Raw genomic sequence first — 15699 nt, forward strand, 5'->3', positions numbered from 1 at the left:
TGTTTATTTTAAAAAGGCTTTAATAACTTTTGCACGCCCTTTACCCAGGTTGGTTAAGGTATATGAACCGGCTGCCGCGGGCACTACAAATGTTTCTGCATAGGCAAAATCGTGTTTTGTACCATCGGCGGTTTCGATAGCTATAGCTTTGCCTTCTACCAGCATCAGCACATGGCAAACATTATGGGTTTCAATAGTAGTTTGCTTATCAAATTCTACACGGTGCACATCATAAAAATGATCGGCATGGGTTGGCATGTGTACCAGCTGGTAACCTTCGGCCTGCTCAATTACCTCTGGTTTCGAGATCAGTTCGCGGTAAACCTGTTTGCCTTTGCGGCTAAAATCAAGGTTGTTAAAGGCATGGTCTATATTGATGGGGCGCGGGTTCCCGTCAAGGTCAAGGCGCACCCAATCGTACATTTTAAAGGTGAAGATATAAGGTGTAGCGCTTATTTCTAACACCAGGTTACCCGAGCCCGCGCTGTGCACGGTGCCATTAGGGATCAGGAACAGGTCGTGCTTTTTAGCTGGATGGGCCTGTACGTATTGCTCTATTTCTATTGCCTCGCCCAAGTTCTGGCTTTCTTCCAGCACGCTTTTAAATTCATCGGGGTTAATGCTATCTTGGAAACCGAGATATACCTGCGCGGTGTTATCGCAATCTAAAATGTAATAGGTTTCGTCCTGCGTGATGTTCTCGCCAAAATTCTCCTGAATATATTTTAGTTTAGGGTGGCATTGGATTGAAAGGTTACCGCCTTTAAAAGTGTCCAGGAAATCGAAACGGATAGGGAACTCATCACCAAAACGGGCGGCATGTTTACCCAGAATATTTTGATTATTACTGAACATGATGGTATCAAATGATACCTCCAGTAAATTACCGTCACTTTCAAAAACCAAACCATTCTCGGGCACGATCAGTTCAAACGACCATGCCAGGTTCACAACATCGGTGTTTAAGTTTTTGATGTGTTCTTTCATCCACTGGCCACCCCAGGCACCGGGCTCGAACCATGGGCGCACCCGAAGTACAGATTTGCTTAATTTGCTTAATCCTTCGGCAAAGTCAGCCTTGTGCATCCAGTTAATGGTGTCAGGCCATTGGCCGTCGGCTATTACGGCTATTTTATTAAGGAGCGCTTTTTTATAATTGTTAAGCATCACCCAATCCACAAAGTAAAAACGTTTGTACATCTGGAATGGCTCGTTAGCTTCAGTGGCCCCTAAGTTGGTGATGCTACCCGCGCGCATCCTAAACTGGATCTCGTTCTTAGGGATATCGAAATAAATAACAGGCACATCCCAGCCGGATAATGCAGCGCCTGTACCTATAATAATATTGATGTCGCTATTTTTATCGGCAACTTGTTCCGTAATGCCGGCCTCGAACAGGTCTTTCAGCGATAGCGTAGTTTTAGTACCCCATACAGACGATTGTTCGCCCAAAAATGGGTTAACCAATTTATTTACTTCATCTGCAGGTTTTAGGTGATCGGCCGTGTGGATCCAATTAACGGTAAGCCCTTGTTCGGCAAAGCAGTTCTCCAGGCCATTCTGTATTCTATCCCAAAAAACACCCACGTAACCATCTATCAGTACTGTTTTGTTACCGATGATATATTTGGCAAGGGAATCGAAACCGTTAAATATTTTACCGTTACCTAATGCTGATGCCGGGTACACATTATAACCGCCCCCATCGTTAAATGTATCCGTTAATTTTGCGGGCATTAAAAACTGTGATGTTTTCCTGCCTTGGTTTTTAAGATCTGGTAGTTGCTTGTAATCTTTTAAATCGATATTCATTTTTATAGTAATGTATGCACATATAAATCCTAAATAAAACCCCTTCGAAAGGGCTCTTTATGTTATCAGGAAATGCAAATTTATAATTGGCTTGTGGTTATAATGTACAAACATATGAACAAAATTTAAAATACCAAATTTATCTAAATATATTTTTTAGATGGTGTAAAACGTACACATTAGCTATAATTATGCGAAATCAAGCCATTTGATATGTATGTACAAATTATACACTTAATTAAATTCGTTATTATTGTGTAATTATAAACCGTCATGAAATATTCTATAGATCATAAAAGCCCTATCCCCCTGCATATACAGGCCGAAGAACTTTTAAGGAAACTAATTAACGAGGATGAATTTCAGAATGGAAAATTGATGCCTAACGAGGTAGAACTTGCCAAAATGCTTGCCATATCGCGCACTACGTTGCGCCAGGCAATAAACAAGTTGGTATTTGAGGGGTTATTGATCCGCAAGAAGCGTGTAGGTACCAAAGTTAACCAAGCTACGGTAAGCTCAAAATCAAACAACTGGCTCAGTTTTTCGCAAGAGATGAAATTGCGAGGCATCACCATAAAAAACTTCGAACTACACGTTACGTGGGTTGATGCTGATGAAGCACTGGCTAATTTTTTTGAAATAAAAGCAGACCGTAAAGTACTTAAAATGGAACGTGTCCGCGGTAAACCCAATGAACCGTTCGTATATTTCGTTTCCTACTTCCACCCCCGTATTGGCCTAACCGGCGACGAGGATTTTAAACGACCGCTTTACGAACTGCTGGAGATGGAATATTCTACAGTAGCTACCTTATCAAAAGAAGAAATAAGCGCCCATGCCGCCGAAGAAGATATTGCCGAAAAACTGCGCATAACAGCAGGCAGCCCTGTTTTATTACGTAAAAGGTTTGTATTTGACCAGGGCGAGCGCCCGCTTGAATATAACCTGGGTTATTACAAGGCAGATAGCTTTGTGTACACTGTAGAAAGCAGGCGTTGATAATATTAAGATTTTAGTAAGTTGGGGTTGATACTAAAGATACGGAGCAATACTTGATAGTCTTTAATTCTATAACGACATTTACTTTATAAGCATTAGCAATTTTGAATATTTTTTTCAGGTACCCTATTTGGTGACCCGAGTAAGTTTAAGATATATAAAGCATTGATTTAGACAGCGCAAGATAATCGTCTTTGTTTCCCTCCTTCTCCGCCTATAATAATTCAAAAACAGGTCACCGAAATATCATAAGTTACTGTAATACAATCTGTTCAGTGAGTGAACATCTTGATTACAGCTTAAAGGGTTTCTAAGACCCAGGTCCAGCAGTTCCTTTCTGGAAGACTCTAACCGGGACTGCATAGTTTCCTGCATAAACCAAAGCTAATAAAACCTTCTTGATTTAGGAACCTATAGCATTTATAGAAATGTTTATCAAATTGGCCCGTTGTAGAGAAAACAGTTTATTATTCCCCTCTAGCTACCTATTAGAGACCTGTACGTAACGGTGAAATACAAACCCCTGTAATACAACAACTGGCGAAAAACTGTTTAAATCCCCCCCGCTCCATTTTTGTTACGCCGCAGTACTTACTGCATAAATTGATAATGCCAAACTATTAAGTCTTATATAAGGCTGTACTTAATTGTCTAATTTTTGTGCTTTGAAGGATTTGTGTTAATTCAATTCCGACCACCATATAGGATGATTTATTGTCAATTTTTGAGAGTGCAATTTTACTCTTTAGCGTAAGGTCTATCCAATCAACGTCACATCGTTATTAATAACGACTAATAAGCCTAATCCAGGTTGTGTTTAGACTGGACTTTAACCAGCTTCTTTTTCATCCACTCATCTTTCTCATCTATCTTAAATGAATATTTACCTTAAACTTTCATTTAAGTATTCGAGGTGACAACAATAATCGTAAACCAAGCTAACTCTATAAATAGCCTGATTTACGATCCGGTTATTCGTCAATATCCGATATTTTGTTTTAAAATAGCGGCCCCACCAGCACCGCTTAAGTCTATCTGCCTTTGCGGTATAGGATAATATTCATTTTTGCCAGTTGTAAAATGGCCTCCTCTAACATCTTGGGTAAACTGGCCCTGGTAACTTATATAAGCGTTCAATTCTTGTGCGGCGATACCCCACCTCACTAAATCAAAAAACCGGTGCCCCTCTAAAGCCAGCTCGATTTTACGCTCATAATAGATAGCTTTCAAAGCCAAGTCTTTACTACTAAAATAACCAGAAGGATACGTTCTTATTTTGTAATTAGCCGCAGGAGTACTTGAAAAACCTGCGGTTGGTTTATCCGGATTTTTGTATTCGTAAACGAAGCCAACCGGCTTAGATGCCCTGTCGCGCACCATATTTACCAAGGCCAAAGCCCTTGTTAAGCCTCCTGTTTGTGCTTCTGCTTCTGCGGCCATCAACAGTACATCAGAAAAGCGGATAATGTTGTTGTTAATACCCGAGCCCGGCGCCCAGGAAAGCATATCACCTTCGGTACCTTGAGCGGCTTGGCCAAACACCATTTTAATAGGTGAGTACGGGCCGGCATAAGGTTGGTTCCTTACCCAATCATTTCCAGGATGATTACCCCAGTCAAGATATGGAATCCCGCGGCGTCCTGTTGTCCAGTCTAAACGGGGGTCTATATTACCGGCATCAGGTGTAAAGGGCTGCGCCGAGGATAAATTCATATCCGTCTTTATTGGATGATCGTTGTAGTTATCTAAATAAGGTAACCCCGTCGCATCTGTTCTGAAATGGTTGACCAAATCTATGGATGGCTGGTAAAAGCCACAACAACCAAACGGACTGCCTGTACCGTACGGAAAGTTTAGCATATCGCCGTTATTAGCGTTAGACGGCCCGCTAGGGTCGGCATTGGCGGCTGCCTGTACTGCAAAAACAGATTCGGGGCTGTTATTGGTAGCTGCCCTGAAATTATCCTCAAAACGATCGTTCAAAGCATACTTGGCGCCTGATGCTGTTGTACCCTGATTGATAACGGTCTCAAAAAGGTCGCGGGCCTCCGCAAACTTATGCTCATACAAATAGGCTTTAGCAAGATATACCCCCGCGGCCCATTTATTAGCCCGACCTGCATCAACTTGTTCGCCTTGCATATTTTCGTATGCAAACTTAAAATCGTCCTCAATTTTAGACCATATATCAGTATTATTTGGTTGATTAAAATCAGTTGTATGCTCATCAATGTAAGGCACGTTATTAAACATTTTTTTAAGATCGAAGTAATAGTGGGCGCGTAAAAAACGGGCCTGTCCTAGCAGGTTTGCTTTTTCTTCCGCCGAAAAGGTGGTAACCTTTCCTATGGTATTTATCAAAACATTAGTGCGTGATATTCCTTCATAATCTGCCTTCCATTTACTGTTAAAAAAGCCATTGGTTGCATCACTGTTGTATTTTTGGATTAGCTCTATGGGGGTTTGGTCGCCCGGGTCGCTACCTTTGTTAGCATCGCCGCCGGCAACACCACCATAGATCCAGTTATCTGGCGATGCTTCCCATGCGCCACCGCCGCCAATAGCGGCATCGCCGCCCTGCTGGCCATCAAGTGTAGCGTAAGCACCTATTAATAACTGGTTAACGCCTTCTTTTGATACTAAAAGCGGGCTTTCCAACGAGCCGGTTAATGGCTTTTCTAAATATTTTTGACATGAGCTAAATGCTAAGGCACCGGCTAATGTTATTATGATCAAATTTTTTGTTTTCATCTATCAATATTTTACAATTATCAACTGGTTATAAAGAGAAATTTACACCTATCAAGAAAGTACGCGGGCTTGCATAAGTACCCTCGTCTATACCGAAGTTTAGTACCCCACCATTAAGCTCCGGATCGGTACCTGTATACCCAGTTATGGTAAACAAATTGGTAGCAGATGCGTAAACCCTTAATTTTTGTATCCCGGATTTTTTCGACATGTTAAAGGTGTAGCCAATTTGAGCATTACGGGCACGTAAATAAGTGCCATTTTCTACAAAGTACGAGTTTGGCGTAGAACCACTGCTTGTAGATGCATCTAATTCTTGTATTGGCGCTTTAGCATTGTGATTTTCCGGCGTCCAGGAATCATATAAGGCTGTTTTGCTTTTGGCAGTTTCAAATGAGGAATAAAAATCTCTCCAGTATTTTACATTATTCCAGATCTTGCCACCAAAAGAACCATACAGTAACATATTAAAATCGAAACGTTTATAGGTAAATCCTAAATTTAAACCAGCTGTGAATTTAGGGTTAGGATCGCCAATAAACGTCCTGTCAGAATCATCTATCATACCATCGCTGTTAACATCCGCATAGCGGAAACGGCCCGGTTTAACATCTGTTTGATAAACAGCATCCGGGTTACCTGTTGCTGCCTGTACTTTAGCATTTGCAGCGTCAATCTCTGCCTGCGAATTCCAGAAACCGGCTGTTTGATAACCATAAAACTGGCCTATAGGGTGGCCAACTTCATTGCGTACCATGTTTACATCAAAACGGCGCGAAATGTCTGAATAAAAGTAGGTAGCACTGTTTGATACTTTTGTAATTTTATTACTAAAGGTGGTAACAGACAAAGTAGAATTTAATTTAAGATCCTCATTTATTTTGAAGTTACCTGTTACAGATACATCAAAACCGTCGGTTTTCATTTGTGCAATATTTACGTACGGAACGGTACCATTACCTTCGGTTCCTAAACGCTCTGGGTTAAACAACAGGTCTTTAATATCTTTACGGTAATAATCGGCAGTTACGGATAATTTGTCGCCAAAGAAGGTAGCGTCGAACCCAAGGTTGCTGTTGATGTCTTTTTCCCACCTTGCATCGGGGTTACCTATGTGTTGCTGGTAAAAACCGGGTTGTATAGCAGTACCACCACCAATTGGGTAATAGGATTGGCCGATACTGCTGCCATAGGTATTGTAGGCATTATCTGGCGTAAGGTTAAGTTGGTTACCCATAATTCCCCATCCACCACGTATCTTCAAATCAGACAACCATGCAACACTCTTTAAGAAACTCTCTTGAGATAGGCGCCAGCCGGCACTAAAAGCCGGGAAGTAACCATATTGATGTTCTTTGGAGAATTGTGAGGAGCCATCGCGGCGAATGGTAGCATTGAAGAGGTACTTGTCATTATATGTATAATCTAACCTTGCAAATTCAGAAAAAATAGAATAAGTACTATGTGAGCCATAATTGCTTGATCCATTTGCTGATCCCGTGTTCAGGTTAACATAATTAGGATCAAAATTAAAATAGCCCTGCCTGGTACCGCCAATGCTATTCTCATAACTTTCAAAGGCTTCTACCCCGGCAACAAATTTAATATCGTGCTTATTTATCTTTTTATGATAACTTAAATTATTTGTCCAGGTATAATTCCAGTTACTGTAAGAATCTTCACCATAACTATTGGTTTGGGAATTCTCTTTACTTTCATAAGTAGGGTAATTAAAGTAATGCGAATTGCCGTTACCTATATCGCCGCCAAAAGTACTGCGGAAATTAAAATCGTTCAAAAAATCAGCTTCGGCATATACGTTACCAAAAAGGCGGTAACCTACATCGCCGTTTACTTTTGAACGCTGCTGTATAGCAACCGGGTTATTAGCGTCGCCCAAGCCAGAGCCGTAGCTACCCGCATAATTGCCCGCTATATCATAAACCGGGATAATAGGTTGTTGTCTAATAGCCATTGTAATAACACCATCCGGGTTATTACCACCAACTTTAGGATTTTTGGTTAACGAATATGCCAGGTTTTCGCCAACCCTAACGTGTTTATTAATATTGAAATTGGTGTTAGTCCTTAAAGTATAACGCTTCTGATAAGTATTCATCAGTGTACCCTGCTGGTTAAAATAATTGGCCGATACCAGGTAGTTACCCTGATCATTTCCTCCGCTGATGGCCACGTTATGGCTGGTTATAGGCGCGCTTTTAAAAATCTCGTGATACCAATCTGTACCCGCTTTATTGGCTTTGGTTATCCTGTAAAAGCTGTTAAAATCATCCCCGGTTGTATAATACGGATTAACGTAGTACAAAGATGGATCTACAGATGGATTACCTGCTTTGGTGCCCGCCGGTACTATATAATCAGGCAAAGTGTAAGTTGAGCCTGTTCCGGTTGGGTTATATTGCTCGTCCGTAAAATCTGTAATGCCCGAGCTGGTTTGTGCCAGATGTTTTAAGTCGGCCATTTCCTGTGGACTAAGCGTGTTCCAAACGTTACCACTTTTAGGCACCTGTGTACCATAGTAAGCATCATATTGGATGTTTACTTTGCCCTTACCCCTCTTTGTGGTAATAATAATTACACCATTTGCGGCCCTTGCACCATAAATAGATGCCGAACTTGCATCTTTCAGGATCTGGAAACTTTCTACATCATTTGGGTTTAACGTACTTGCATCCTGTGTAGGGATACCATCAATTACGTACAATGGAGTGTTATTACCAAAGGTATTAAACCCCCTTATGCGCACCTGCGGCTCTTCGCCCGGCTGGCCCGAACCTATAACCGTAACACCTGAAGCCTGCCCCTGTAACTGCGAGTTTACCGATGAGGAAGCTGTTTTATTTAAGTTTGCTACATTAACCACGGTTACAGCACCGGTAAGGTCTTTTTTGCGTTGGGTGGTATAACCTACTACTACAACCTCGTTCAGTGATTTTGATTCTTCTGTAAGTTTTACATTTATAACCTGGCGGCCGTTTACAGGCACTGTTTGTAGTGTAAATCCTACAAAGCTAAACTCCAGCGTGCCGGTACCATCTGGCAGGGTAATATTATATTTACCAGTAATGTCGGTAGTTACTGCAAGGCTGCTTCCTTTAAGTTTAACGGTAACTCCGGGTAAAGACTGGCCTGTTACATCAGTTACCACGCCGGTAACACTTAATACGGTTATGGCGTTATCGCCGGCGGGCTTTACAATTACTACGTTATCCATTATCTGGTAAGTAAGCGCCTGGTTATGCAATACCATTTTCATTACATCATCAATCGTGGCGTCTTTTGCAATAACCTGTATCTTTTTATCCTGGTTTACCTGATCAAGGCGGTAAAAGATACTGTATGTGCTGCTTTTTTCGATCTGCTTAAACATTTGCTTTACTGTGATGCTACTCTCATTAAAGTTGAAAACGTTTTGAGAATAAACCGCAGCATGTATTTGCATCATCCCCGTCAGGAGCAAAACGGTTACAAGCTTCATAATTTTGAGCGTTTTTCGCCATACGGCATTGGCCGTCACAGCTTTTCTGTAAAATTTAATCATAAATTTGCGTTAGTTAATTAGTTAATACAATGCTTCCCCAAGCGTTAGGGTATTAGCTATTAATCGATTTGATAAATATGCCCGGATTGTTAACGCAGTCCGGGTTTTTGTTTTATTAGCCTTACCCCATATTGTTTTTTTAGTTATGCTATTTAGTTAGTTAGTCTTAGTTATGGTAATTACTCCTCCGGTATTAGCAGAGTAGGTAATGGGCGTGTTCTGTTTAATAATATCCAGCACCCTATCAATACTTTTTACATTCTTAAAATTGCCCGAGTAACGAATGTGCTGCAGCGTGGTGTCAGCAATATTAATCTTTACATTATAGCGTCGTTCTAAAACACGTGCTATATCATTCATTGTGCTGCTATCAAACACAAGCAGGTTATCTTTCCATCCAATATAGCCATCTTCTTTATCTCGAGTAAACTGTGTGATTTGTATATCGTTATAGCTTTTTACGGAAGTATTGTTAACGCCTGTTAAGCTATCTACATTTTCCACTCCCCGGTTCCAGATACGCAGGGATTGTTTTTGCTTAATATAAATGCGGTTAGTTGCATTATCCTTTTGCCCTTTATCCTCTATAGATACCTCGCCAGTTACAACTGCTGTTTCAAAAAATGGATCGTTAGGATAAGCTTTTAGGTTAAACCGTGTACCAATATCCCTGATGATGTAATTTTTGGTGTGCACTAAAAACGGAAGATGTTTTTTACCCGGTGCGACATCAAAAAAACCTTCCCCTTCCAGGTAAACCGTACGCGTTGTTTTGCCAAAATCTGCGCCGTACTTAAGTACGGACCCTGAATTAAGCCAAACCACGGTACCGTCTGTTAATGTAACCTTACTTATTTTACCAGGTATTGCTGCCAACTGGTTAAGGGGCGCAATTTTTGGGGTTATATTTTTAAAGATCACCGTAACTATTACAACTAAAGCAGCAATTGCCACAGCCATAGCTGGCCATTTTTTTAAGTGTTTAATTCTGTTTTCCTGAGGGCGAGTTCTGCTTACAAATAAATTGAAAGCCTTTTTTGTATCAACTACCTTATCCGGATTTGATAATAAACTATTTTGCCACGCCTCATACAATTGGGCAAAATATTGTTCATTCTCCGGATGTGCATTAACCCAGTTCTTAACAACAACACTCTCCTCATCCGTAGCTTGCTTAGTAATATACTTTACCAGCAACATCTTTATATCTTCTTCTTCCCTCATTTAATACCTTTAAGACAACTAACTATCAAAATACCCCCAATAAAAATTTCTTATTTAGCAATTTGCATTCGGTAACAATTTTTTAGCGATTAGCTATGTAAATTAACACCATGATAAAATTATATTAACAAACTTGCAAGAATTGGGGATTAATTGTAACTTGTTAATGTTTTTTAAAAAGTCCAGGCACCTTTAAAAGGACGTAAATGTCAGAAGAAAATGAGATTTTGATAAAAAAATTGGTTGGAGGCGACAAGAAAGCCTACGAATGGATTTTTAATAGCTATTATCCAAAGCTTACCTTTTTTGCCAACCGCTTTGTTGATGACATGAATATCGCCGAAGAGATAATCGGGGAAGTATTTGTTATACTTTGGGAAAAACGCGAACAATTAAATATAACATGTTCTGTAAGTGCGTACCTCTACAACATGACCAAAAACAGGTGCATCAATTATTTAAAGCATCAAAAAATAGAAAACCTGTATGTAAATTATCTGCGAAAAAACAACTTGTTGGATATCTGTGCTGCCGATATAGAAGCTGGATATAATGATAAAGAATTGGCCCAACAAATTAAGTTTGCTGTTGATAGCCTGCCCGATAAGTGCCGCCAGGTATTTATCATGAGCCGTTATGAGGATATGAAGTACAAGGACATAGCCATGAAGCTAGAGATATCTTCCAAAACCGTGGAGAGGCACATGAGTATTGCCTTGGAAAAATTAAGGAAAATATTAAAATATGTTTCTTATGTGCTTTAACACAGCTATAGAAACTTATTTAAAACCTCTAATAAGTTACCGTAACCAGTTTTAATTTGCATCTAACAATAAATTTTATGATATTAGATAATAAGCATTAGCGAAATTGAATTATTTTTTAGGTGACTTACCCTTTACTCCCTGATTAGGCGTTCAGGTATTTTTTTGCGATACAAACCTGAATTAAGTCTAACCACCTACAAAATATCAACACCATTTTTCAGTTATTCGCATTCCTTTTCAGTTTGTATCTATGCCCTGCGCAGATTGATCAATAACACAAACTATTTAGTTGTAGCACCGTTTACATTAATGAGCATAGATAGCTACTGATGGGTAAAATATTTACAATAACAGCGGGCCTTGAAAATTTGGGTGCCCTGCGTACAGGCGGCCAAGGCTCTGTTTACAAAGGCCGCCGTATCGGAGAGATTTTTGTGGCAGTTAAGATTCTTCCTACCCCTATCCATGCCGAAAGCGAGGATGATAAGAATTTTAAAGACTTTATTAATGAGGTTGAAAAACTAAAAAAGGTTAACGAGAACCCTACCCCGCATGTGGTTAAAATATTAAATTCCGGCATAACCGAGAGCGGTTCACTGCCTTTTATTGAGATGGAATTTATTGAAGGGCCAGATCTGGGAGAATTATTAAAAAAGCCGCATGACCCAATTTTTACTGTTCCAGAAATTATAAAGGTGGCTAACCAGCTGGCCGCCGCCTTGGCACATTGCCATAAAGTATCGGTTAAACATGGCGATATTAAAAGCAATAATGTTAAATTTAATATACACACCGGAAACTATGTATTACTCGATTTTGGCCTGGCTATCATGTCTGATGAACAGCGGCGCGACAGCCTGAAAAATGCCGGTGCAGTTGAATTTATGGCCCCCGAACAGAATGAAGGAAATATGCTTCCCCAGTCGGACGTATACAGCTACGGAATCATCTTATACGAGTTAGTGGCCGGCGTTGTCCCCTTCCCTTTAACAGATAACGGTAATTCGGCACGCAACAATGTAATGATAGCGCATGTAGAAATGCCAGTTCCGGACCTCTTGGAAATACGCAGGCGAAACCTACCGCAAGAATGGCCCGAAGAAAAGCGAGAAAGGGAAATGCACTTACCTGAATGGTTATTGGAACTGATTAGAAAATGTCTGGAGAAAAAACCTCAGGACCGTTATGCTGACGGCATGGAACTACAACAGGCAATATTGTTGCAGAATAGCGCCCTTGCCATAAAAAACGACACAGAAAGGGCATTAGTACTGGAGAATGAGAACGAAAGCTTACTGACTACCCTGTATGAGGAACAAAATAAAGTAAAAATGCTGCATCTGGAGATAGTTAGACTGGAAACAACACTTGCTAGCACCGGAAATATAAAATCGCCAGTGGCGATGCCCAAAGCAGCAATGTTCGGTATAGGATTATTGCTGTTAGGATGCGGCGCATTTGCGGGGCGGTTGCTTTTTTCTTCAAAACCGGCAACTACGCCGATAGCTACTGTTAAAAGCGAAGGACCTGTTATAGCAACTGTTACAAAAAAACAAAGAGCGCCTTTGAAAAAAAGCAATCCTTTAAAAACAAAGCCTGTTGTTAAAAAAGTAGTTGAGCCTAGCGCTACTGCTACTAACAGCAGCGACGTGGGTAAAAAGTTCACTCTGTTTTCGACATACGCTTATTTTCATGACCGCCCTGATGAAGCCAGTATCAGAAAGGCTAATATTAACCGCTGGAATAATGCCCGCCTAAAGGCTATAGATGATCAAAACGGTTACATATACGTGATTTATAAAAACGAACAGGGGGAGGTAAGCAAAGGCTGGCTGAATAAAAAGAACCTGATCCAAATTGGTGAATAAACTAAATCTTTATCACCCAATGTAAGCGTTAACTTCTTAAAAGTAAAGGCTACAACAGCCATAGCACTAAGCGTGCCTCAAGTGAGGAATATTTCTTGATTGATAGGTGCTTGATCTGATTTTCCAGCCCCTGCGTAATCGAAAATAACGCAGGTATAATTGGTTTGAAATGCAGCGACGAGATGTCGCCATACGTTTTGGTCGCAACCGAAGCCATGTGCTAAATCAAGATTTGGTCGCCACTACCAATTATTTTTACGTTATTTCTTTTTACCGGGTCTGTTATCATAAGACTCAATGAACCATTTAAGAATATAAGTTTATGGTTCAATAAAGTGTTAATTCAGCTCATAATTAATTATTGTTCGTAATAATTCACTGAAAGCAAAAACTACCTGCTGTGGTGAACATTCGAATTAACTACTGACCCAAGGAAAGGCGCGAAAATATCAATTATGATTACGTTCCATAATGAAAAAGCACTGATTTGCAGTCCATATTAATAATTAATTACTTTGTAGCGATATTAAAAAGGCAGCCCTTCATGCGGCGATTCGCACTCAAGAAATATGGTGTAGATTTAAGTTTGAAGCACGACACTAACCTCCATCAATCTTTACTTTTTTGTTTCTGGCCCGAAGCCTGGCCGCCAGTTTGTTTTGTTTCTTCTCTTCATCACCCAAAATAATGCCCCAGGGCTGAAGGCTTTCAACATGGTCAAAGATGATCTTTAAAACGGCGATCACGGGAATGGACAGAAACATGCCGGGTATGCCCCAGATCATTTCTCCGACAACGACGCCCAATACAGTGATAAGCGCATTAATGCGGACCTTGGACCCTACTACCAGGGGCAGCAGCACATTGCTGTCGATCAAGTGCGTCAGTACCAGTGTTACAATAACCCAGATCGCTTTGGTACTATCGGGTGAAGTGCCCAGGGTAACCAGCACGCTAATGACCAGCGCGGTAAATATCCCGATATAGGGAATGATATTAAACAGGCCGGTGATTAGCCCCAGCAGGATGGCGTATTGAATACCCATCAATGAAAAGGCTGCACTAACTGCCGCTGCCACGATACCCATTTCAATGAGCAAACCGATGATGTATTTGCGAATGATGTACTGTACCTGCTCTATGACCTCATAAACCGTCGCTTTGTTTTCTTTTAAGAAAACTGATTCCAAAAATTTCAAGATCAGGCTACGGTAAAGCAAAAAGAAAAATGAATAAATAAAAGTAAATATGAGGAACAAAAGGATTGATGATAAAGAGAGTATGGTAGCACCCACTGCCGCCGTGTCCGGCGAAAGGACTTTACTGGTCGCTGAATTAACGACCTTTAATTGTTTACCCCGGGTGATATGGAAATGATCCTGTACCCAGCCCCTTAATTCCCAAAGCGAACGGCTTATCTGCGCTTGGAATTCAGGCCAGTCTTTTACGAGGTCGGCTATCTGCGATCCGATAACATAGATCAAGGCTTCAATTAAGCTTAATAGGAGAAGCACGGAAATCATAGAAGCCGCGCTTCGGGGCAATCGGAGCTTGAACTCAAAAAATTGCGCAACAGGCAACAGGAGGATAGAAAATAAACAGGAAAAGATTAGCGGTGACAGGATATCCTTGGCCAGGATGACCAGGTAGCCAATGGCGAAGAGGCTGAACAGCACAGCTGCAAGTTTAATATAAAAAGGCAAGCCGGTAAAATTTTTAAGTTCCATCGTTTGGTGTATTATTTGGCAAAAGCCTTGGTTCTATTTTCTTCCATTTCTTCGAGTATTGAGATGATTTTGTCCAGTTTTTTGAGCTCGATGTTATCGAGCCGGGTCATGAGTTCCTCGATCTCCTCTTTCGCTGCGATATTTATCTTATAATCGCTTTCGGCTTGTGCACGGTCGCGCTGGCTCTGGCGGTTTTGCGCCATCATAATGATCGGCGCCGCATAGGCTGCCTGTGTGGAAAATAATAGATTTAAGAGGATAAACGGGTACACGCCCCAATGATGCACAAAAGCGACCGCATTAAGTCCCATCCAAAGGACGATAATAATAGTTTGAATAATAATAAAGCGCCATGAGCCCATGCCGTTAGCCACCGAGTCAGCCAGGCGTTGCCCGTATGTAGAAGCTTTATTGTGAGTGTCATGCCGGGTTTTACTTTGTTCCATTATGATAAGAGTGCGATTTTTCAAGAATAAGATATTAATTCCCGGTTAAAGTAAGCTTTATCCCGGAATTTTGCTACATTCAGGAAAGCGTCTATTCTTCAAGAAACTCTATTCTGACAACCTTTTTTGCCTATGCGTATCAATTTTGTTCGCCCGATCACTGCTGTCGCTAAATTTTGGTCGGGGACAAAGCTAAAACCGTTGCTAGGGATCGACTATTGAACCGGATACAACCAAGGAAAATTAATCGCCGCACTATTTTTTTCGTTAACGGCAGGAATAATGTATTTATCAATACAAAGGCGGCTTCGCCAAACGAATCTGGCAAGGGGTAGAATTTAGATAAGGCACTTAAAGGCTAAATTTAAATGTGTGTTAATTAAAAGTTACTCGCCTCTGATGAGGTGAGTAACTTTAAGATAAATAAAGCATTGATTTAGACAGCGCAAGATAATCGTCTTTGTTTCCCTCCTTCTCCGCCTATAATAATTCAAAAATGCCTTAATGCATCATTTAAGGCGTTTTTTCTAAACGAATCCT

Annotated in this window: 9 protein-coding genes; 3 read left to right on the forward strand and 6 right to left on the reverse strand. The window is 40.7% G+C overall.

From position 1 onward, the window contains the following. Nucleotides 1-3 precede the first annotated feature (3 nt). A complete protein-coding gene (locus ACVW0P_RS01000) occupies nt 4-1812 on the reverse strand; it encodes a class I mannose-6-phosphate isomerase (RefSeq protein WP_457130420.1) in 1809 nt (602 codons plus the stop codon). A 273-nt stretch (nt 1813-2085) separates the two neighbouring features. On the opposite strand from ACVW0P_RS01000, the gene ACVW0P_RS01005 reads away from it, so the two are divergent. After that, nucleotides 2086-2814 carry a GntR family transcriptional regulator gene (locus ACVW0P_RS01005; RefSeq protein ID WP_457130421.1) on the forward strand — a complete coding sequence of 243 codons (729 nt, stop codon included), beginning with the start codon at nt 2086-2088 and terminating at the stop codon, nt 2812-2814. A gap of 978 nt (nt 2815-3792) precedes the next feature. Here the strand turns inward: ACVW0P_RS01005 and ACVW0P_RS01010 are convergent. From ACVW0P_RS01010 to ACVW0P_RS01020, 3 genes are all read right to left on the reverse strand, one after another. Further along, entirely contained in the window at nt 3793-5565 is a 1773-nt protein-coding gene (locus ACVW0P_RS01010; protein ID WP_457130422.1) for a RagB/SusD family nutrient uptake outer membrane protein, read from the reverse strand. A 28-nt stretch (nt 5566-5593) separates the two neighbouring features. Continuing rightward, nucleotides 5594-9127, reverse strand: coding sequence for a TonB-dependent receptor (locus ACVW0P_RS01015; RefSeq protein ID WP_457130423.1), 3534 nt, complete (start codon nt 9125-9127; stop codon nt 5594-5596). Between the two features lie 156 nt (nt 9128-9283). Then, a complete protein-coding gene (locus ACVW0P_RS01020; RefSeq protein ID WP_457130424.1) occupies nt 9284-10351 on the reverse strand; it encodes a FecR family protein in 1068 nt (355 codons plus the stop codon). Nucleotides 10352-10557: 206 nt separating this feature from the next. Between ACVW0P_RS01020 and ACVW0P_RS01025 the strand changes: the two genes are divergently transcribed. Both ACVW0P_RS01025 and ACVW0P_RS01030 read left to right on the forward strand, forming a co-directional pair. Continuing rightward, complete coding sequence (locus tag ACVW0P_RS01025; RefSeq protein WP_457130425.1) at nt 10558-11115, forward strand: RNA polymerase sigma-70 factor; 558 nt, start codon at nt 10558-10560, stop codon at nt 11113-11115. 332 nt (nt 11116-11447) lie between these two features. Continuing rightward, nucleotides 11448-12986 carry a serine/threonine-protein kinase gene (locus ACVW0P_RS01030; protein ID WP_457130426.1) on the forward strand — a complete coding sequence of 513 codons (1539 nt, stop codon included), beginning with the start codon at nt 11448-11450 and terminating at the stop codon, nt 12984-12986. A 599-nt stretch (nt 12987-13585) separates the two neighbouring features. Here ACVW0P_RS01030 and ACVW0P_RS01035 read toward each other — a convergent pair. Both ACVW0P_RS01035 and ACVW0P_RS01040 read right to left on the reverse strand, forming a co-directional pair. Beyond that, the gene (locus ACVW0P_RS01035; protein WP_457130427.1) at nt 13586-14713 is read right to left on the reverse strand and encodes an AI-2E family transporter; all 1128 of its coding nucleotides are present in this window, start codon (nt 14711-14713) and stop codon (nt 13586-13588) included. 11 nt (nt 14714-14724) lie between these two features. Then, nucleotides 14725-15159 carry a DUF1003 domain-containing protein gene (locus tag ACVW0P_RS01040; protein WP_457130428.1) on the reverse strand — a complete coding sequence of 145 codons (435 nt, stop codon included), beginning with the start codon at nt 15157-15159 and terminating at the stop codon, nt 14725-14727. Nucleotides 15160-15699: the final 540 nt, after the last annotated feature.

The organism is Mucilaginibacter sp. UYNi724, from assembly GCF_054057495.1.